This window comes from Cupriavidus campinensis (genome assembly GCF_905397395.1).
Classification (GTDB): Bacteria; Pseudomonadota; Gammaproteobacteria; order Burkholderiales; family Burkholderiaceae; genus Cupriavidus; species Cupriavidus campinensis.
Window position 1 is genome coordinate 71,891 of record NZ_CAJPVH010000021.1, and the last position, 19,357, is coordinate 91,247.

The 19,357-nt window shown below is 67.2% G+C and carries 16 protein-coding genes; 6 read left to right on the plus strand and 10 right to left on the minus strand.

Features of this window, described 5'->3' with window-relative positions; genetic code table 11:
- Positions 1-24 precede the first annotated feature (24 nt).
- Together KHO18_RS14200 and KHO18_RS14205 are read right to left on the minus strand one after the other, a co-directional pair.
- Positions 25-549 (minus strand): hypothetical protein, encoded by a 525-nt coding sequence (locus tag KHO18_RS14200; protein WP_144199490.1) that lies wholly within the window; start codon positions 547-549, stop codon positions 25-27.
- A gap of 171 nt (positions 550-720) precedes the next feature.
- Positions 721-1,653, minus strand: coding sequence for an amino acid ABC transporter substrate-binding protein (locus KHO18_RS14205; RefSeq protein WP_144199488.1), 933 nt, complete (start codon positions 1,651-1,653; stop codon positions 721-723).
- A 432-nt stretch (positions 1,654-2,085) separates the two neighbouring features.
- On the opposite strand from KHO18_RS14205, the gene KHO18_RS14210 reads away from it, so the two are divergent.
- Positions 2,086-4,014: an ATP-binding cassette domain-containing protein gene (locus KHO18_RS14210; protein ID WP_144199486.1), complete on the plus strand. Its 1,929-nt coding sequence runs from the start codon at positions 2,086-2,088 to the stop codon at positions 4,012-4,014.
- Between the two features lie 9 nt (positions 4,015-4,023).
- Here the strand turns inward: KHO18_RS14210 and KHO18_RS14215 are convergent, their stop codons facing one another.
- Both KHO18_RS14215 and KHO18_RS14220 read right to left on the minus strand, forming a co-directional pair.
- Entirely contained in the window at positions 4,024-4,182 is a 159-nt protein-coding gene (locus KHO18_RS14215; protein WP_186296887.1) for a hypothetical protein, read from the minus strand.
- 3 nt (positions 4,183-4,185) lie between these two features.
- Positions 4,186-5,397: an MFS transporter gene (locus tag KHO18_RS14220; protein ID WP_144199484.1), complete on the minus strand. Its 1,212-nt coding sequence runs from the start codon at positions 5,395-5,397 to the stop codon at positions 4,186-4,188.
- A gap of 215 nt (positions 5,398-5,612) precedes the next feature.
- Between KHO18_RS14220 and KHO18_RS14225 the strand changes: the two genes are divergently transcribed.
- From KHO18_RS14225 to KHO18_RS14245, 5 genes are all read left to right on the plus strand, one after another.
- On the plus strand, positions 5,613-7,604 hold the full coding sequence (locus tag KHO18_RS14225; protein WP_144199482.1) for a DNA topoisomerase IV subunit B: 1,992 nt from the start codon (positions 5,613-5,615) through the stop codon (positions 7,602-7,604).
- 43 nt (positions 7,605-7,647) lie between these two features.
- Positions 7,648-8,457, plus strand: coding sequence for a lytic transglycosylase domain-containing protein (locus tag KHO18_RS14230; protein WP_144199480.1), 810 nt, complete (start codon positions 7,648-7,650; stop codon positions 8,455-8,457).
- Positions 8,458-8,602: 145 nt separating this feature from the next.
- The gene (parC, locus tag KHO18_RS14235; protein WP_144199478.1) at positions 8,603-10,939 is read left to right on the plus strand and encodes a DNA topoisomerase IV subunit A; all 2,337 of its coding nucleotides are present in this window, start codon (positions 8,603-8,605) and stop codon (positions 10,937-10,939) included.
- Positions 10,940-11,109: 170 nt separating this feature from the next.
- The gene (locus tag KHO18_RS14240; RefSeq protein ID WP_144199476.1) at positions 11,110-11,700 is read left to right on the plus strand and encodes a chromate transporter; all 591 of its coding nucleotides are present in this window, start codon (positions 11,110-11,112) and stop codon (positions 11,698-11,700) included.
- Entirely contained in the window at positions 11,697-12,227 is a 531-nt protein-coding gene (locus KHO18_RS14245; RefSeq protein WP_211943412.1) for a chromate transporter, read from the plus strand. Before KHO18_RS14240 ends, KHO18_RS14245 begins: the two co-directional genes overlap by 4 nt.
- Positions 12,228-12,250: 23 nt before the next feature.
- On the opposite strand, the gene KHO18_RS14250 is transcribed toward KHO18_RS14245, so the two are convergent.
- The 6 genes from KHO18_RS14250 to KHO18_RS14275 form a co-directional block, all read right to left on the minus strand.
- Positions 12,251-14,083, minus strand: a complete 1,833-nt coding sequence (locus tag KHO18_RS14250; RefSeq protein ID WP_144199472.1) for an ABC transporter ATP-binding protein — start codon at positions 14,081-14,083, stop codon at positions 12,251-12,253.
- A 104-nt stretch (positions 14,084-14,187) separates the two neighbouring features.
- The gene (locus tag KHO18_RS14255) at positions 14,188-15,870 is read right to left on the minus strand and encodes an L-lactate permease (RefSeq protein WP_144199470.1); all 1,683 of its coding nucleotides are present in this window, start codon (positions 15,868-15,870) and stop codon (positions 14,188-14,190) included.
- A gap of 308 nt (positions 15,871-16,178) precedes the next feature.
- Positions 16,179-16,823 carry a glutathione S-transferase family protein gene (locus tag KHO18_RS14260; protein WP_144199716.1) on the minus strand — a complete coding sequence of 215 codons (645 nt, stop codon included), beginning with the start codon at positions 16,821-16,823 and terminating at the stop codon, positions 16,179-16,181.
- Positions 16,824-16,883: 60 nt separating this feature from the next.
- Positions 16,884-18,071 carry an aminotransferase-like domain-containing protein gene (locus tag KHO18_RS14265; RefSeq protein ID WP_092290211.1) on the minus strand — a complete coding sequence of 396 codons (1,188 nt, stop codon included), beginning with the start codon at positions 18,069-18,071 and terminating at the stop codon, positions 16,884-16,886.
- 52 nt (positions 18,072-18,123) lie between these two features.
- A complete protein-coding gene (locus KHO18_RS14270) occupies positions 18,124-18,579 on the minus strand; it encodes a RidA family protein (protein ID WP_144199468.1) in 456 nt (151 codons plus the stop codon).
- A 12-nt stretch (positions 18,580-18,591) separates the two neighbouring features.
- Positions 18,592-19,357: DMT family transporter (locus tag KHO18_RS14275; protein WP_211943413.1), on the minus strand; the 766-nt coding region annotated here is incomplete at its 5' end.

Here is a 19,357-nt window from a genome sequence, read left to right on the forward strand (position 1 = left end):
AGAAATCGCGGCAATCCCTCGTTGCTAGCGGGGCGGTTGAGCCGACATGTTCTGGTGCTGCATCATTTGATTCATCATCATTTGCTGCATACCCATGTACTGGTCCATCATGTATTGCCGCTGCTTCATTTGTTCCGGGGTGAGCTTGGAGTAGTAGCCCCTCATTTGCCCCCATCCCATCATGGGACCACCACCCATCATGTGTCCGCCGCCCATGGGCGTGCCCCCGCAGCACCCCATCATTCCCGGGCCCCTCATGCCATGCATCATGGCCATCGTGGACTGCATGGTCGTGGCGTGCTCCTGAAGTAGCTTCTGACGCTCCTGCGGGTCCTGTGTCTTGCGGATCTTGTCCATCTGGTCCTGCATCTTCCGCATGTTTTCCTGAATCTGCGCCGCCTGCTTGTCGAACTCGGCGACATTGGGCTGCTCCGGTTTTGCGGGAGCGCTCTTGGCGGCCGGCGGGTCCTGCTGAGCCAGGGCAGGTGCTACAGGTGCTACAGCGAGTACGGCAGCGGAGAGCACCGCCGCCATGAGTTCCTTTTCCATATGACACCTCCTGTGGGCAAGTGACGGCCGGTTCGCCCCGGAACGCCCGGGCGAAGACGCGGTGGGTATGCCTTGTCCTCGGGAAGAGTAGTGCCCCTCATATGAAGAGGTTTGATACAGGACAACGATGCTCCGCGGAACGGATAGCGAGTCTCCGGTCGACCGAAGCCCCTAGTCGGCCACCTTGTCGCTCGGGAACTTGAACGAATCGCGCAGCAGGTAGCTCATCGGAATGTCCAGCGTGATGCCGTTGGGCGGGATCGGGCTGAGGAACCACTTCCGGTACAGCTTCTGGGTGTCCTGGTCGTAGATCGACGTCACCATGGCCTTGTCCACCAGCTTCTTGAACTCGGCGTCATGCCTGGACAGCATGATCGCGTACGGCTCGATGGTCAGCAGGTCGCCCGTTACCGCCAGCGCGGCCGGGTTCCTGGCGTTGGCGCGCAGGCCGAACAGCAGCACGTCGTCCATCACGAAGGCGTCGGCGCGGCCTGACTCGACCATGCCGAAGGCTTCGGCGTGGTCCTTGGCCTCCACCACCTTCCAGCCCATGGCGCCCGCCTCATCCATCTTGCGGAGCATGGCCAGCGGCGTGGTGCCGGTGGTGGACACCACGGTCTTGCCGCGCAAATCCCCCCACTTGCGGATGCCCGAGTCGGCCTTCACCAGCATGCGGCTGCCGGCAATGTAGTGCGGGATGGTGAACGCCACGAGGTCGCGGCGCTCGCGGTTGTTGGTGGTCGATCCGCATTCGAGGTCGGCGCGGCCGTCCACGATGGCCGGGATGCGCGAGGCCGGCGTCACCGGCACCCACTCCACGCGCAGTTGCGGCAGCTTGAGCTGGGTGCGCAACGCCTCCGCCACCTTCAGGCACAGGTCCACGGCGTAGCCCATGGGTTTGCCGTCGGCCACGAACGAGAACGGCACCGAGCTTTCGCGGTGGGCGATGCGGATGGCCCCGGTCTGCTGGATGCGCAGCACCACCGAGTTGGGGGACGCGGCCCGCGCCGGCAGGACCGGCAAGGCAAGCAGCGTGGCGAGGAAACATACAACAAGCGCCGTGCTCCTGAAGGAGGCACGGCGCGGCAGGCCCGTATTGGTCATGAATGACACCCGTCCGAAAATTGTCTGGAAAGAAAACCCGGAAAACCGTTGGCCGGATGGGTCCGGCTCTGTACCGCCTTGTTGGTACTGCCTTGTTGTGCTTCTTTTCGGATTAATCCGATTGCGCTGAGTGTGTCGGATTGTTCCACGGCAGGTGCCCGGGGCACAACCGCCGCGCTAGTAGTCGTGCTCGGGCTGCAACGCCTGGCTTGTCGCGCGGTTGACGGGGGCTTTCCCTTAAGGAGTTGTCCGACTTATTGCCCGGCGCCCGAATCGATATTCTTCAAGCGTGCCTTGCGAGCAGGGCACCGAGGAGAGACTCTTGGGCCCGTTTGCTAACGGGCCCTTCTTTTTGGGGCCCTTCTTTTTGGGCCGCGCGGCCCCGGCCACCGGGGTCGACTACAATTCGGGCCTGTTTCCAGTCTCCGCACCATGGCCCTGTTCTCCATTTCCGATGCCCAACTCGCCTTCGGGCACGTGGCACTGCTCGACCACACCGATTTTTCGCTGGAAGCCGGCGAACGCGTTGGCCTGATCGGCCGCAATGGCACGGGCAAGTCGTCGCTGTTGCGGATCGTGGCCGGCATGTCCGCCCCGGACGATGGCCTGATCGCCCGCCAGAGCGGCGTGACCACTGCATATGTGGCGCAAGAGCCACAATTCGCGCCCGGCCTGACCGTGTTCGACGCGGTGAGCCTGGGCATGGGCGCCGCGCACGACCTGCTGGCCCGCTACGAGGCGGCGCTGGCCAAGCTCGACACCCATCACGACGAGGCCACGCTGGCCGAGTTGCATCGCGTACAGGCCGAACTGGACGCCGCCGACGCCTGGACGCTGCGCACCCGCGTGGAAACCACGCTGGCCCGCCTCGGCCTGGATCCGCACGTGCGCGTGGATTCGCTGTCCGGCGGCCTGCAGAAGCGCGTGGCGCTGGCGCAGGGGCTGGTGGCCGAGCCGGACATCCTGCTGCTCGACGAACCGACCAACCACCTCGACGTCACCGCCATCCGCTGGCTCGAAGACCTGTTGATCGGCTTCCGGGGCAGCGTGCTGCTGATTACCCACGATCGCGCCTTCCTGGACCGCGTGGCCACCCGCATCGTCGAACTGGACCGGGGCCGGCTGGTGTCCTTCCCGGGCAACTTCGCGGCCTACCAGGCCCGCAAGGCCGAACTGCTGGCCGCCGAGGCAGTGGAGCAGGCCAAGTTCGACAAGCTGCTGGCGCAGGAGGAAGTGTGGATCCGCAAGGGCGTGGAAGCGCGCCGCACGCGTAGTGTGGCGCGTATCCAGCGGCTGGTGACCATGCGCACCGAGCGCGCGGCGCGGCGCGAGGTGCAGGGCAATGTGAGGCTGGAGGTGTCGCAGGCGGACCGCTCCGGCAAGATCGTGGCCGAACTGGTCAACGTGTCGAAGTCCTACGGCGACAAGCCGGTGGTCCGTGACTTCACCGGCACCATCATGCGTGGCGACAAGGTCGGCGTGATCGGCCCCAACGGCGTGGGCAAGACCACGCTGCTGCGCCTGATCCTGGGCGAACTGGCGCCGGACAGCGGCACGGTGCGTAACGGCAGCAACCTCCAGGTGGCGTATTTCGACCAGATGCGCACCGCGCTGGACCTGGAGAAGTCGCTGGCGGACACCATCAGCCCGGGCAGCGACTGGGTGGAGGTCAATGGCCAGCGCAAGCACGTGATGAGCTACCTGGGCGACTTCCTGTTCGCGCCGGAGCGCGCGCGGTCGCCGGTCAAGTCGCTCTCGGGCGGCGAGCGCAACCGGCTGCTGCTGGCACGCCTGTTCGCCCGGCCGGCCAATGTGCTGGTGCTGGACGAGCCGACCAACGACCTCGACATCGACACCCTCGAACTGCTGGAGGAACTGCTCCAGGACTACAGCGGCACCGTGTTCCTGGTCTCCCACGACCGGGCCTTCCTGGACAACGTGGTGACCTCGACCATTGCCGCCGAGGGGGAAGGGCAGTGGCGCGAGTCGGTCGGCGGGTATTCGGACTGGGAAGAGCAGTCGGCCCGGGCCGAGGCCATCCAGGCCGCCAAGCCGGCCGAGTCGAAGCCGGCCGAGGCGCTGAAGACGCAGAACACGCGTGAGGCGCGCGGCGCCAATCGCACGGTCAAGCTCTCCTATAAGGAACAGCGCGAGCTGGATGGCCTGCCCGAGCGCATCAACGCGCTGGAAGCGGAGCAGAAGACGCTGGCCGGCCAGCTCGAGGACGGCAAGCTGTACGCGACTGACCCCGCCCGCGCGGCCCAGCTGGCCACCCGGCACGATGAAATCGAGATGGAACTGCTGGAGGCGCTCGAGCGCTGGGAAGTGCTCGAGGCAAAGACCAAGGGTGAGGCGCAGTAGGCTAGCGGCTCACCCGCACCACGCCAGCACCATATTGGTAAGGTCGACCATGAAGGCCGGCCGCAGGTAGGCCAGGAAGCCCGCCGTCAGCACCCCGGCCAGCGCAAGCAGGCCCACCGCCTTTAGCAGCCTGGCCTTCAGCCCGAGCGGGTGGCGCGCCGCGACCATGGCTCAGACCGCCACCGGCTGCGGGCGCACCAGCGCCTGCTCCCGGATCGGCAGGTTGACCAGCGCCGCCATCACCCCCAGCCCGATGGCGATGAACCACACGAGGTCATAGCTGCCGGTCCGGTCGAACAGGAACCCGCCCAGCCACGCGCCCAGGAAGCTGCCGATCTGGTGCGAGAAGAACACCACCCCGCTCAGCATCGACAGGTACTTCACCCCGAACACCTGGGCGATGATGCCGTTGGTCAGCGGCACGGTGGACAGCCACAGCAGCCCCATCAGCGCCGCGAACACCCACGTGCTGGCCGCCGTCAGCGGCAGCAGCAGATAGCCGGCAATCACGAACGAGCGCGCCAGGTAGATGAACGAGAGCAGGTAGCGCTTGGGCATGCGCTGGCCCATCGCCCCGGCGGTGTAGGTGCCGAACACGTTGAACAGGCCGATCAGCGCCAGCGCCACCGTGGCGATCTTGGGATCGGCGAAGCCGCGATCCTTCAGGTAGGGCGTCAGATGCACGCCGATGAAGACCACCTGGAAGCCGCACACGAAATAGCCAAGCGTCAGCAACTGAAAGTTGCGATTACCGAACGCCTCGCGCGTGGCCTCGGCGATGGTCTGGTGATGCCCGCCCGTGGCCGCCGCCACCTTCGGCTCGCGCAGCGCGAACACCAGCGGGAGCATGAAGCAGGCCATCACGGCCATGGTAAACAGCGCGTTTTGCCAGCCGACGAAGGAAATCAGCGATTGTTCGACCGGAATCATCAGGAACTGGCCGAACGAGCCGGCCGCCGCCGCGATCCCCATCGCCCAGATGCGCTTCTCGGCGCTGGCCACCCGGCCGATCACGCCGTAGACCACGCTGTAGGTGGTGCCTGACTGGGCAATGCCGATCATCAGCCCCGCCCCGGAGGCGAACGCCGTGCCGCTGGTGGCCATCGCCATCACGACCAGACCGGCCACGTAGAGCGCCACGCCGACCAGCATGATGCGGACGGGGCCGAACTTGTCGGCCAGCGCGCCGGCAATCGGCTGGCTGGCGCCCCACATCAGGTTCTGCAGGGCCAGGGCGAAGGCGAAGGTCTCGCGGTTCCAGCCGTGGGCCTGGGTGATCGGCAGGTTGAACAGGCCGAAGCCGTGCCGGATACCCATCGATAGCGTGACGAGCAGGCCACCGCACACGAGCACGGTGGTCAGGGAGAGTTTGCGGTCGGTCATGTCGGGCTCGGGACTTTGGCAGTCCTTTTCTCTATGGTTATCAGGGGGCGCCGGGGGATTCCCTCTGCAGCCGGGCGAGTTTACCCCGGGTGGCGTATTTATGCCGAAGCGGCCGGTTCCGCGTGCCAGCGTACCGAGCCCGCGCCGGTCATCCATTACAATGCTGCGCAATCCGGCCGCGACGGCCGGGAGATCCACTTCTCCGTAGCGACTCCATGGCGAGCAAAACCAGTCAGTACAGCGAATCTTCCATCCGGGTCCTCAAGGGTCTGGAGCCGGTCAAGCAACGGCCCGGCATGTACACCCGTACCGACAATCCCCTGCACATCGTGCAGGAGGTGATCGACAACGCGTCGGACGAGGCGCTGGGCGGCCACGGCTCCGAGATCCTGGTCACGCTGCACCGTGACGGCAGCGTCAGCGTGGAAGACGACGGCCGCGGCATTCCGGTGGGTATTCACCCGGAAGAGCAGGTGCCGGTGGTGGAGATCGTGTTCACCCGCCTGCACGCGGGCGGCAAGTTCGACAAGGGACGCGGCGGCGCCTACGCCTTCTCGGGCGGCCTGCACGGCGTGGGCGTGTCGGTGACCAATGCGCTGTCCACCCGGCTGGACGTGACGGTCTGGCGTGACGGCACGCTCTCCACGCTGACCTTCTCGGGCGGCGACGTCACCACGCCGCTCACCAGCCGCAAGCTGGAGCGCGGCGAAAAGAAGAACGGCACGCGCGTGCAGGTCTGGCCGGATGCCAGCTATTTCGACTCGGCCACCATTCCGCAGGCCGAACTCCAGCGGCTGCTGCGCAGCAAGGCCGTGCTGCTGCCGGGCGTGAAGGTCACGCTGGAGATCGAGAAGACCGGCGAAAAGCAGGTCTGGCAGTACGACCAGGGCCTGAAGGGCTACCTCGTCGAGGCGCTGGCCCAGGGCAGCGGCGCCGAACTCGTGATCCCGATGTTCGAGGGCGAGCACTTTGCCGACCCGGACGGCAATCCGGGCGAGGAAGGCTTTGCCGAGGGCGAAGGCGCCTCCTGGGTGGTGGCCTGGACCGAGGATGGCGCGCCGGTGCGCGAGTCCTACGTCAACCTGATCCCCACGCCGGCCGGCGGCACCCATGAGTCCGGCCTGCGCGAGGGCCTGTTCCAGGCGGTCAAGAGCTTTATCGAGATGCACTCGCTCCAGCCCAAGGGGGTGAAGCTGATGAGCGAGGACGTGTTCGCGCGCGCCTCGTTCGTGCTCTCGGCCAAGGTGCTGGACCCGCAGTTCCAGGGCCAGATCAAGGAGCGCCTGAACAGCCGCGACGCCGTGCGCCTGGTCTCCACCTTCAGCCGCCCCGCGCTGGAGCTGTGGCTGAACCACCATGTGGACTACGGCAAGAAGCTGGCCGAACTGGTGATCCGCCAGGCCCAGGCGCGCACCCGCGCCGCGCAGAAGGTGGAAAAGAAGAAGGGCTCCGGCGTGGCCGTGCTGCCCGGCAAGCTGACCGATTGCGAATCGACCGATGTGTCGCGCAACGAGATCTTCCTGGTCGAGGGCGATTCGGCCGGCGGCTCGGCCAAGATGGGCCGCGACAAGGAGTTCCAGGCCATCCTGCCGCTGCGCGGCAAGGTGCTGAACACCTGGGAGACCGAGCGCGACCGCCTGTTCGCCAATAATGAAGTGCACGACATCGCCGTGGCGATTGGTGTGGACCCGCACGGCCCGGACGACGAGCCGGACCTGTCCAACCTGCGCTATGGCAAGATCTGCATCTTGTCCGATGCCGACGTGGACGGCGCGCACATCCAGGTGCTGCTGCTGACGCTGTTCTTCCGTCACTTCCCGAAGCTGATCGACAACGGCAACGTCTGCGTGGCCCGCCCGCCGCTGTTCCGAGTGGATGCTCCGGCACGCGGCAAGAAGCCGGCCCAGAAGCTCTACGCGCTGGACGAAGGCGAGCTGGAAGCCATCCAGGACAAGCTGATGAAGGATGGCGTCAAGGAAGGCGCCTGGCAGATCTCGCGCTTCAAGGGTTTGGGCGAGATGAGCGCCGAGCAGCTGTGGGAAACCACGATGAACCCGGACACGCGCCGGCTGCTGCCGGTGGCGCTGGGCGAATTCGACCTGCCCCAGACCGTGAGCATGATGAACATGCTGATGGGCAAGGGCGAGGCCTCGCAGCGGCGCACGTGGCTCGAGGAAAAGGGCAACGAGGTGGAGGCGGATATCTGACCGCTCCGGCAACGGGCGCAGCGGTCGGCAACGGAGAAACACCATGCGGACCATCGGCAATCGCCGCGCCCTGGCGCGGCTGGCAAGGCAGGCCACGGCGCTCGGGCTGGCGCTGGCGGGCCTGTGCGCGACCGGTGCCGCCCACGCCGAGCTGTATGGCTACATCGACGAAGACGGCGTGGCCCACTTCGCCGACGAAAAGGTCGACGACCGCTACAAGCTGTTTCTCAAGGACGGCGGCAAGCTGGATACGCTGGCCATGCCGCGCGTGGCCGGGGTGCGCATGGTGGGGCGGCCCGGCAAGGGCGATGCCGATGCCGGCAAGCTGTTCCGCTATGTGCTGAACCATCCCAACATCGCCCTGGTCGATCCGATCATCCGCCAGATTGCCGCGGCCCAGAACGTGGATCCGGCGCTGGTCAAGGCGGTGATGGCGGTCGAGAGCGGCTTCAACCCGAGCGCGGTGTCGCCCAAGGGCGCCATCGGCCTGATGCAGGTGATTCCGGATACCGGCGTGCGCTTTGGCATCGCCGCCGACAAGCGCCGCTCGGTGGAGCAGAAGCTCACCGACCCGCGCCTGAACATCTCGGCCGGCGTGCGTTACCTGAGCTGGCTGCAGGGGCAATTTCCCAACAATCTCGAACTGGTACTCGCCGCCTACAACGCCGGCGAGGGCGCCGTGGCGCGCTACAACAACCAGATCCCGCCTTTCCCCGAAACCCGCCAGTACGTGAGCACGGTCATGGAGTTCTACCGGATCTACCAGCCGTCCGGGGTGGCCGTGGTGCGCACCGGCAGCCACGCCGGCCGCGTGAAAATGGTGATCGGCGGCCGGCGCAACATGCCGGAATGACCCCCTTGTGACACCCGCTGTCGCATCGATCGGGCCTCACTTTCCTGCGGGGCGCCCGAGTTTCGTTAGAATCCCACGCTGACAAGCCGACCCACAGGGTTTGCGAGGCGCCGTCCGGCGCCCGCGTGCCGCATTCTTGCCAACCATGGATCAACCAGACATTTCGTTTCAATCCGAAGAGCCAGCCGATTCGCTGACCCTGGCGCGCTACGCGGAGCGGGCCTACCTCGACTACGCGGTGAGCGTGGTCAAGGGCCGCGCGCTGCCCGAGGTGGCCGATGGCCAGAAGCCCGTGCAGCGCCGCATCCTCTATGCGATGGCGGCCATGGGGCTGCGCGCCGACGCCAAGCCGGTCAAGTCCGCGCGCGTGGTGGGCGAGGTGCTCGGTAAATTCCACCCCCACGGCGACCAGTCGGCCTACGACGCACTCGTGCGCCTGGCGCAGGATTTCTCGCTGCGCTACCCGCTGATCGACGGCCAGGGCAACTTCGGCTCCCGCGACGGCGACGGCGCGGCGGCCATGCGCTACACCGAAGCGCGCCTGACGCCGATCTCGCGGCTGCTGCTGGACGAGATCGACCTCGGCACGGTGGACTTCCTGCCCAACTACGACGGCTCGGAGGAAGAGCCGAGGCTGCTGCCGGCGCGGCTGCCGTTCGTGCTGCTGAACGGCGCCTCCGGCATCGCGGTGGGCATGGCGACGGAAATCCCGCCGCACAACCTGCGCGAAGTGGCCGGGGCCACGGTGGCGATGATCCGCAACCCGGCCATCTCGCTGGCCGAGCTGCTGGCGCTGATGCCCGGCCCGGACTACCCGGGCGGGGGGCAGATCATCTCGCCGGCGGCCGATATCGCCCAGATCTACGAGGGCGGCCGGGGCAGCCTGAAGGTGCGCGCGCGCTGGAAGATCGAGGAAATGGCGCGCGGCCAGTGGCAGATGGTGGTGCACGAGCTGCCGCCGGCTACGTCGGCGCAGAAGGTGCTCGAGGAAATCGAGGAAATCACCAATCCGAAGATCCGCACCGGCAAGAAGGCGCTGACGCCGGAGCAGGTGCAGCTGAAGACCTCGCTGCTGGCCGTGCTGGACGCGGTGCGCGACGAATCCGGCAAGGATGCGCCGGTGCGGCTGGTGTTCGAGCCCAAGAGCAAGAACGTGGACCAGCAGGAGTTCATCCAGACCCTGCTGGCGCATACCAGCCTGGAGTCCGGCGCGCCGATCAACCTGGTGATGATCGGCACCGATGGCCGGCCGCGCCAGAAGGGGCTGCAGGAGATCCTGCGCGAGTGGATCGGGTTCCGCTTCGAGACCGTGACGCGGCGCACGCGCTTCCAGCTGAACAAGGTCGAGGATCGCATCCACATCCTGGAAGGCCGGATGCTGGTGCTGCTGAAGATCGACGAGGTGATCCGCATCATCCGCGAGAGCGACGAGCCCAAGCCGGCGCTGATCGAGGCGTTCCAGCTGTCGGACCGGCAGGCCGAGGACATCCTCGAAATCCGGCTGCGCCAGCTGGCACGGCTGGAGGCCATCCGCATCGAGCAGGAACTGGCCAAGCTGCGCGACGAGCAGGCCGAGCTGGACGTGCTGCTGAAGTCCGAGACCATGATGCGCCGGCGCATCATCAAGGAAATCGAGCAGGACGCCAAGCAGTACAGCCCCGAGGACAAGGACCCGCGCCGCACGCTGATCCAGGAAGAGCGCCGCGCCGCCGCCGAGGTGCGCGTGGTGGACGAGCCGGTGACGGTGATCGTCTCGGGCAAGGGCTGGGTGCGCACGCGCCAGGGCCATGGCCACGAGACGCAGCAGTTCACCTTCAAGGCCGGCGACAGCCTGTACGACACCTTCGAGTGCCGCACCGTGGACACGCTGCTGGCCTTCGGCAGCAACGGCCGGGTCTATTCGGTGGCGGTGGCCGGGCTGCCCGGCGGCCGCGGTGATGGCGTGCCGGTGACCACGCTGATCGACCTCGCGCCGGGCTCGCAGATCGCCCACACCTTCGCGGGCGGCGCCGAGCAGCGCGTGCTGGTGGCCACGGCTGGCGGTAACGGCTTCGTGACCAAGGTTGGCGACATGATCAGCCGGCAGAAGGGCGGCAAGTCCTTTATCACGCTGGACGAGGGCGACACGCTGCTGCCGCCGGCGCCGATTGCCGACGAAGCCACGCATGTGGCCTGCTTCTCGGGCAATGGCCGGCTGCTGCTGGTGGGGCTGGACGAGGTGAAGGTGCTGTCGGCCGGCGGCCGGGGCGTGATCCTGATGGAACTGGAGCCGAAGGAGCCGCTGACGCACGCCGTGACGGTGGGCGCGCCGGGGCTGCTGATCTCCGGCACCGGCGTCCGGGGTGGCAAGGTGCCGCCGCAGAAGCTGGCCGGCAAGACGCTGCTGCCGTACGTGGGCAAGCGCGCCCGCAAGGGCAAGGCGGTCGAGCCGAGGCTCAAGGAAGTGAAGATCGAGCCGGTGACGGTGGACGGCGGCAGCTAAGGCTGCCGGGTTGCTCCGCGCTCCGATGGGGAGCGGAGCAACCCCACATCACCGTTCCTGACCCCCTCTTGCGCATCCGTGATGACCGCGTGCCACGCGGGCCGTCACGATTGCCGTAGTATGTCGGCAGCCCGCACCCCCCTCCGCGCGGGCATTTATCGCCGCCTATCATGTCCGCCGCCCCGCTGCCCGACGTCGCCGAGCCTGCCCTGGCTCCGCCCCCCAACGCCCGCACCCTGTTCTTCGAATTCGCCCGCATGGGGCTTTCCGGCTTCGGCGGGGTGCTGCCGTTCGTGCGGCGTGCCGTGGTGGAGCGCAACCGCTGGCTCAACGACCGGGATTTCGTCGAGATCCTCAGCCTCGGGCAGGTGTTGCCCGGCCCCAACGTCATCAATCTGGCCCTGATGCTGGGCCTGCGCTTCGCCGGCCTGCGTGGCGCCGTGGCGGCCTTCTGCGGGCTGGTGCTGGTGCCGATGGTGGTGGTGCTGTGCGCCATGGGGCTGTACCTGCGCTACCAGGACGTCACCGCCGTGCGCCAGATGCTGGCCGGCATGACGGCGGTCTCGGCCGGGCTGGTGCTGTCCACCGGCGTCAAGCTGGCGGAAAGCCAGCCGCGCACGGTGCGCGCGGTGGTGGTGGGCGTGGCGGGGTTCGTCGCCATCGGCCTGCTGCGCTGGCCGCTGCTGCCGGTGATGGCGGTGCTGGTGCCGGTGGCGCTGGTGCTCGAGCATCGCGCTGACAAGCGCCGGGAGCGGGCATGAGTTCCCCGGAGATCCTGCGCAGCCTGCTGGGGCATTTCGGCATGCTGTCGCTGCTGGCCGTGGGCGGTGGCGGCACCGTCATCCCGGACATGCACCGCTACCTCGTGGAAGCCAATGGCTGGATGACCGATGCCCAGTTCGCGGCGCTCTACGCCATCTCGCAGGCGTCGCCGGGGCCGAACATCCTGTTCGTGGCGCTGTTCGGCTGGCAGGTGGCAGGGGCGGGCGGCACGTTTGCGGCGATGGTCGGCATGTGCGGGCCGTCGAGCCTGATCGCGCTCGGTTTCGAATACTTCGCCGGCCGCTCGCCGCACGCGCGCTGGCCGGGGCTGATCAAGCGCGGCCTGTCCGCGCTGACCATCGGCCTGCTGATGTCCACGGGCTGGGTGCTGGCCAGCAGCGTAGACCACAGCTGGACTGCCGTGGCAGTGACGCTGCTGACCATCGCCCTGATGCTGAAGACGCGGGTCCATCCGCTGATGCTGGTGGCGCTGGGCGCCGGCGCGGGGCTGCTCGGGCTGGTTTGACCGCCGCGCTGACCCCGGTCTGATCAGTCCACGCCGACGAAGCCGCCGGTCTGGTGCGCCCACAGCCGGGCATAGAGCCCACCGCGCGCGAGCAGCTCGGCGTGGGTGCCGGTCTCGACGATATGACCGTCGTCGAGCACCACCAGCCGGTCCATCCGCGCGATGGTGGAGAGCCGGTGGGCGATGGCGATCACGGTCTTGCCCTCCATCAGCGCCTCCAGGCTCTCCTGGATCGCCGCCTCCACTTCGGAGTCGAGCGCCGAGGTGGCCTCGTCGAGAATCAGGATTGGCGCATCCTTCAACAGCACCCGGGCGATGGCGATGCGCTGCCGCTGCCCGCCGGACAGCTTCACGCCGCGTTCCCCCACCAGCGCGTCGAGCCCCCGGTGGCCGTTCCCATCGACCAGTTCGTCGATGAAGTCGTCCGCGCGGGCGCGCCGCAGCGCCTCGCGCAGGTCGGCATCGGTGCTGTCCGGCTTGCCATAGAGCAGGTTCTCGCGGATCGAACGGTGCAGCAGCGACGTATCCTGCGTGACCATGCCGATCTGGGCGCGCAGGCTCTCCTGCGTCACCCCGGCCACGTCGTGGCCATCGACCAGGATGCGGCCGGTCTCCACGTCGTAGAGCCGCAGCAGCAGGTTGACCAGCGTGGACTTGCCGGCCCCGGACGGCCCCACGAGCCCGATTTTCTCGCCCGGCTGCACGGTCAGGTTCACATGTTCGATCACCCCGGCACCCTTGCCGTAGTGGAAGCCCACGTCCTCGAACTGCACCTCGCCCCGGGCGATGCGCAGCGCCTGGGCGTCCGGCCGGTCCACCACGTTGCGCGGCACGGCAATCGTCTTCATGCCGTCCTGCACCTGCCCCACGTTCTCGAAGATGCCATTGACCACCCACATGATCCAGCCGGACATATTGTTGATGCGGATGACCAGCCCGGTCGTCAGCGCGATGGCGCCCGTGGAGACCAGCCCCTGGTTCCACAGCCACAGCGCCAGCCCGGTCGTGCCGGCGATCAGCGCGCCGTTCATCGCCGTGATGGTCACGTCCATGGCGCTGACCATCCGCCCGGCCATGCGCATCTTGTCGGTATGGCTGGCCATGGCGTCGCGCGCGTAGTGCTCCTCGTGGCGCGTGTGGGCGAACAGCTTCAGCGTGGTGATGTTGGTGTAGCCGTCCACGATGCGGCCCATCAGCCGCGAGCGCGCCTCCGTGGCCACCACGGAGCGCGCCTTCACGCGTGGTGTGAAGAAGGCCAGTGCGGCGATGTAGCCGGCAATCCACAGGATCAGCGGGATCATCAGCCGCCAGTCCGCCTCGGCGAACAGGATCAGCGCGCTGATGGCGTAGATGATTACGTGCCAGAGTGCGTCGAGCGCATGCACGGCCGAGTCGCGCAGCGAGAAGCCGGTCTGCATGATGCGCTGGGCAATGCGCCCCGCAAAGTCGTTCTGGAAGAACGACAGGCTCTGCTGGAGCAGGTAGCGGTGGTTCTGCCAGCGGATCAGGTTGGCCAGGTTGGGGTTGATGACCTGATGCAGCAGCACATCGTGCAGGCCGAAGAACAGCGGGCGCAGCAGCAGCGCCACGGCAGCCATCCACAGCAGCTCGTTTTGATGGCGCGCGAAGAACTGCCCGTCCGGCGCGCCCTTGGCGAGATCCACGATCCGGCCGAGGAAGCTGAACAGCGACACCTCGATCAGCGCGGCGATCAGGCCAACCACCAGCAGCGCGAACAGCACCCCGCGCACCTCGCGCAGGAAGTACGCATAGAACCGCCAGATGCTGGCCGGTGGCTGCGTATCCGGCATGTTGCGGAACGGATCGATCAATCTTTCCAGGCGGCGAATCGGCATGCGGCGCTCCCTCATCTCGTCTGTTGGAGTGAACCGGTGATGATACGCCCAACAAAAAGCCCCGCCATGAGGCGGGGCTTGTCTGGCTAACCAGCGTCAAACCGTCACGGTAAGTGAATCACCATATGCGTGAACGGCGGCACGTACGCCTGCAAGGTCACGAACAGGCCGACAAGGATGGCCAGCACGACCGAGTGGAAGAACACGTAGCGCAGGATCTCGCCCTCGTGGCCGTACCACTTGGTGGCGGTGGAGGCCACCACGATCGACTGGGCGTCGATCATCTTGCCCATCACGCCGCCCGAGCTGTTGGCGGCCGCCATCAGCACCGGCGACAGGCCCAGTTGCTCTGCCGTGGTCTTCTGCAGGCCGCCAAACAGCACGTTGGAGGCCGTGTCGGAGCCGGTCAGCGCCACGCCCAGCCAGCCCAGCATCGTGCCGAACAGCGGGTAGAACACGCCGGTCTGCGCGAAGGCCAGGCCCAGCGTGGCGTCCAGACCCGAGTAGCGGGTCAGGTAGCCGATGCCGAACATGGCGCAGATCGTCAGCAGCGAGTAGCGCACGAGCTTGATGGTCTCCCAGTACTCCTTGAGCAGGCGCGGCACCGAGTAGCCCATCAGCAGGCCGCCGACCAGCGCCGACACCAGGATGCCGGTGCCGGCCATCGACAGCACGTTGAAGTTGAACACCGCCCCTTCGACGATTTCCTTCGGCACCACCGGCGGGCCCTTGATGATCGCCTTGTCCAGGCCCGGGACCGGGAATTTGTACTGCCAGATGCCGTCCACGAGCTTCTTGAACTCGGGGATGCCCCAGACGAACACGAACACGGTCAGGATGACCCACGGCATCCACGCCTTGACCACCGAAATACCGACGGACGCCGCGTTGGCAGCGGCTTCGGCTTCCAGGGCTTCGGGGTGATCGATCTTGGAGTCGTCGTGGCGGCCGAGGATGCGCGTGGAGGTCCAGATCTCCTTCGGATGCCAGATCTTCAGGAAGGCGGTCAGGGCGCCCATCGAGATCAGCGCCGAGATCACGTCCACCAGCCACGGGCCGTGATAGTTCGAGACCAGGAACTGCGGCACGGCGAAGCTGACGCCCGCCACCAGAATGGCCGGCCAGATGGCGAGCATGCCGCGGAAGCCCGCGAACGCCCAGATCAGCCAGAACGGCACCAGCACCGAGAAGAACGGCAGCTGGCGGCCAATCATCGCGGAGAGCACGGTCTGTTCGATGCCGGTCACCGACGAGAGGCCGATGATCGGCGCGCCGAGTGCGCCAAACGCCACCGGAGCGGTATTGGCGATCAGCGCCAGGCCCGAGGCGGCCAGCGGCGAGAAGCCCAGCCCGATCAGGATGGCGCCGGTCACGGCCACCGGCGTGCCGAAGCCGGCCGCGCCCTCGAAGAACGCGCCGAAGCTGAAGGCCACCAGCAGCAGTTGCAGGCGGCGATCCTCGGTCACGCCGGAGATCGAGTTCTGCAACACCTTGAATGACCCGTTAAGCGTGGTCAGGCGGTGCAGGAAGATGATGTTGAGGACGATCCACCCGATTGGGAACAGCCCGGAGACGATGCCCAGCCCGGCCGCCTTGCCGGCCATGGCTGCGGGCATGCCGAACACGAACGACGCCACCACGATGCCGACCACCAGCGCCAGCCCGGCCGCCAGGTGCGCCTGCATGTGAAAGAACGCCAGCGCTGCGAGCAGCACGGCCACCGGAACGCCCGCGGCAAGCGTGGACAACGCCATATTGCCGAGCGGGTCGTAAATTTGACTCCACACGATTGAATCCTCCTCTGGGTTTGGAAGGCAGCCGTGCCTCTGACGGGCCTGGACTGCCGCACTGCATGGCACTGGGCGCGCGGCGGCAAGCGCACCACTGCGCACAGAAAGGGGATTGTAAGGACGCGAGTTCCCGGCAATTGCTTAAATCCGGTCATCGGGATGATGAATCGGATTCAGGGATCAGGGTTTGTTCGGAGGGACGGGCGCACCTCACAACACTCGCGCGAGGGTACTCCTGAAACGGGTGTTCGAATTTGGGGGCGGGTGTGCTCCCCTCAGGGAGAGGGAAGCACGGGGGGGGCGATTCAGCGCAGCGGCAGGATGAGGATGCCGGTGGCCGCCGGCCGGGCGCGCATGTCGTCCAGCCAGCGTTGGAGATTGGGCCGCGGCGCGTGGGGCACGGGGGTGCCCATCCAGCGGTGCGCCGCGCAGGCGAGCGCGATGTCGGCCATGGTGAAGCGGTCGCCGCCGATGAACTCCCGGCTGGCGAGCGCCTTGTCCAGCATCGCGGCCAGCGGCTCGGTCCGTTCGCATGATTTGGCGATCATCGCTTCGTCGCGCTTCTCGGCCGGCACGCGCACCATCTGCAGGAAGGCCGAGACCATGGCCGGGCTGAACGCCGTGGTCTGCCAGTCCATCCAGCGGTCCGCGGAGGCGCGCTCCTTGACGTCGGACGGCCACAGCGTGCCCTCGCCATAGCGCGCGCAGAGGTAGCGCACGATGGCGTTCGACTCCCACAGCACGAAGGGCTCGCCGGCCACATCCGTATCGCGGAAATCCTCGATCACCGGAATCAGGCGATTCGGATTCAGGCGAATGTAGGCCTCGGTGTCCAGCTCGCCCTGCTGATTGCCGATGTCGATGCGCTCGTGGTCCAGGTGCAGCTCGCGCGCGCACCAGACCACTTTCTGCACATTGATCGACGACAGGCGGCCCCAGATGCGCAACAGGCCTTGCGGCTCCTCCACTTCCATGGCGATCGGCTCTCCTTCAGGGGTCCCGGGGTGGCCTCAGGCAGCGCGCGGCTGCGGCGCGGCCTTGGCGATGGCTTCGCGGAACAGCTCGCCGAGGATCGTCACGCCTTGCTCGATCCGCTCCGGCGGCACCGTCACGAAGGCCAGGCGCAGCGTGTTCATGCGCGGATTGCCCGCGTAGAACGGCGCGCCCGGCACGTAGGCCACGTTGCGGCGCACGGCTTCCTCGAGGATCTTCATGCTGTCCAGCCCCTCGGGCAGTTCCACCCAGATAAACATGCCGCCTTCGGGCTGGTTCCACGTCACGCCGGCGGGCATGTGACGCTTGAGTGCATCTAGCATCACTTCGCATTGCTTGCCGTAGAGCGCGCGGATGGTCGGGATATGGCGTTCGAGCAGGCCGTCGCGCACGGACTCGTAGGCCATGCGCTGGGTGAAGCTCGGCGTGTGCAGATCAGACGCCTGCTTGGCCTGGCACAGCTTGAAGTGCAGTTCGGGCGGGGCGATCACGAAGCCCAGGCGCAGGCCCGGGGCCAGCACCTTCGAGAACGAACCCATGTAGATCACGCCGTCCGGGTTCATCGAGAGCAGCGTCGGCAGGATGTCGCCGGTGTAGCTCAGTTCGCCGTAGGGGTCGTCTTCCACCAGCAGCAGGTTCAGTTCCTGCGCGCGCTTGACCAGTGCCTGGCGGCGCTCCAGCGGCAGGCGGCGGCCGGTGGGGTTCTGGAAGTTCGGCAGGGCGTAGAGAAAGCGGGCGCCGGCGGTCAGCTCCGGCGTCAGCGCCTCGGGCACCAGCCCGCGCTCGTCGGTCGGCACCGAGACGAACTCGGGTTCGAACAGCGAGAACGCCTGCAGTGCGCCGAGGTAGCTCGGCGTTTCCACCAGCACCGGGCTGCCCGGGTCGATCATCACCTTGGCGATCAGGTCCAGCGCCTGCTGGCTGCCGGTGGTGATCAGCACGCGCTCCACCTCCACGTTGTAGCGCTTGGCCACGAATTCGCGCAGCGGCAGGTACCCCTCGGTGGCGGCATATTGCAGCGCGCCCTGCGGGTTATCGGCGAATACGCGGGCCACCGCCGCTTCCATGGCCGCTACCGGGAACGACGCCGGGGACGGCAGGCCGCCGGCGAAGGAAATGACTTCCGGACGCTCGGTGACCTTCAGGATTTCGCGGATGGCCGAGCTGGTCAGTTGCTGTGCCCGGCGGGAGATGGCCCATTTCATGATCTGTCTCTGGTGGGGTGAATCTTGGACTGCGTGGTGGAAAAAATACGAATTATGCGATTTCGACGATCATTTCGATCTCGACGCAGGCGCCCATCGGCACCTGGGCCACGCCGAACGCGCTGCGCGCATGGCGGCCCTTGTCGCCGAAGACCTCGACCAGGAACTCGGATGCGCCGTTGGTCACCAGGTGCTGCTCGGTGAATTCCAGCGTGGAGTTGACCAGGCTCATCACCTTGACGATGCGCTGGACCCGGTTCAGGTCGCCGATATGGGCGTGGAGCGTGGCCAGCAGGTCGACGGCGATGGCGCGCGCGGCGGCCTTGCCGGTCTCGGTGTCGACGTCCTTGCCGAGCTTGCCGGCCCAGACCTTGCCGTCCTTGCGGGCGATATGACCCGAGAGGAAGACGGTGTTGCCGGTGGTGGCGGCCATCACATAGGCGGCGGCGGGGGCGCTCACGGGGGGCAGTTCCACGCCAAGGCGGGCGAGGGTGTCATATACGGACATGCATGGCTCCTGTTAGTGAAGTCGTCCTGGAAATATGGGGGGCGCCCCTTCAGCCGCGGTGGCGGCCGGTGGCGTGGCGGGTGCGGTGTTGCGCACGGCGGCGCGGCGGCCAAGGGCCACCACGGCAATCACCGCCACGGCAAAGGCGAGGGTGGGGGCGTCCAGGGGCTCGGCCAGAATCACGGCGCCGCCCGCCAGCGTGAGGAACGGCTGGAGCAATTGTATCTGGCCTACGCGAGCCACGCCGCCTTTTGCGAGTCCGGCGTACCAGAACAGGAAGCCGATGAACATCGAAAAGACCGACACATAGGCCATGCCGAGCCACGCCCGGGGCGATGCCGCGCCAATCGCGGGCGCCTGCGCCACGGCCAGCCACGCCACCACGGGCACCAGCACCGGCAGGGACACGACCAGCGCCCAGCTGATGGTTTCCAGCCCGCCCAGCTCGCGCGACAGCTTGCCGCCCTCGGCATAGCCCAGCGCACCGAGCAGCACGGCGGCGAACAGGTACCAGTCGGCATGTTGCAGGCCGCCAGCCCCCTGCCACAGGGCGAAGGCGATCACCAGCGCGCTGCCGGCCAAGGCCGAGAGCCAGAACGCTGGCGAAGGGCGCTCGCTGCCGAACCACGCCGCGAACACGGCGGTGGCCAGCGGCAGCAGGCCGATCACGATGGCGCCATGGCCGGCCGGCACCTCGCGCATGGCGAGTGACGAAAACAGCGGAAAGCCGACCACCACGCCCAGCGCCGTCACGGCCAGCCGCGCCCACTGGCGCCCG

What these genes read in the sequence shown, in the direction of transcription:
- KHO18_RS14200 (WP_144199490.1), bottom strand. Translation starts at nt 549, where the DNA reads ATGGAAAAGGAACTCATGGCGGCGGTGCTCTCCGCTGCCGTACTCGCT.
- KHO18_RS14205 (WP_144199488.1), bottom strand. Translation starts at nt 1,653, where the DNA reads ATGACCAATACGGGCCTGCCGCGCCGTGCCTCCTTCAGGAGCACGGCG.
- KHO18_RS14210 (WP_144199486.1), top strand. Translation starts at nt 2,086, where the DNA reads ATGGCCCTGTTCTCCATTTCCGATGCCCAACTCGCCTTCGGGCACGTG.
- KHO18_RS14215 (WP_186296887.1), bottom strand. Translation starts at nt 4,182, where the DNA reads ATGGTCGCGGCGCGCCACCCGCTCGGGCTGAAGGCCAGGCTGCTAAAG.
- KHO18_RS14220 (WP_144199484.1), bottom strand. Translation starts at nt 5,397, where the DNA reads ATGACCGACCGCAAACTCTCCCTGACCACCGTGCTCGTGTGCGGTGGC.
- KHO18_RS14225 (WP_144199482.1), top strand. Translation starts at nt 5,613, where the DNA reads ATGGCGAGCAAAACCAGTCAGTACAGCGAATCTTCCATCCGGGTCCTC.
- KHO18_RS14230 (WP_144199480.1), top strand. Translation starts at nt 7,648, where the DNA reads ATGCGGACCATCGGCAATCGCCGCGCCCTGGCGCGGCTGGCAAGGCAG.
- parC (WP_144199478.1), top strand. Translation starts at nt 8,603, where the DNA reads ATGGATCAACCAGACATTTCGTTTCAATCCGAAGAGCCAGCCGATTCG.
- KHO18_RS14240 (WP_144199476.1), top strand. Translation starts at nt 11,110, where the DNA reads ATGTCCGCCGCCCCGCTGCCCGACGTCGCCGAGCCTGCCCTGGCTCCG.
- KHO18_RS14245 (WP_211943412.1), top strand. Translation starts at nt 11,697, where the DNA reads ATGAGTTCCCCGGAGATCCTGCGCAGCCTGCTGGGGCATTTCGGCATG.
- KHO18_RS14250 (WP_144199472.1), bottom strand. Translation starts at nt 14,083, where the DNA reads ATGCCGATTCGCCGCCTGGAAAGATTGATCGATCCGTTCCGCAACATG.
- KHO18_RS14265 (WP_092290211.1), bottom strand. Translation starts at nt 18,071, where the DNA reads ATGAAATGGGCCATCTCCCGCCGGGCACAGCAACTGACCAGCTCGGCC.
- KHO18_RS14270 (WP_144199468.1), bottom strand. Translation starts at nt 18,579, where the DNA reads ATGTCCGTATATGACACCCTCGCCCGCCTTGGCGTGGAACTGCCCCCC.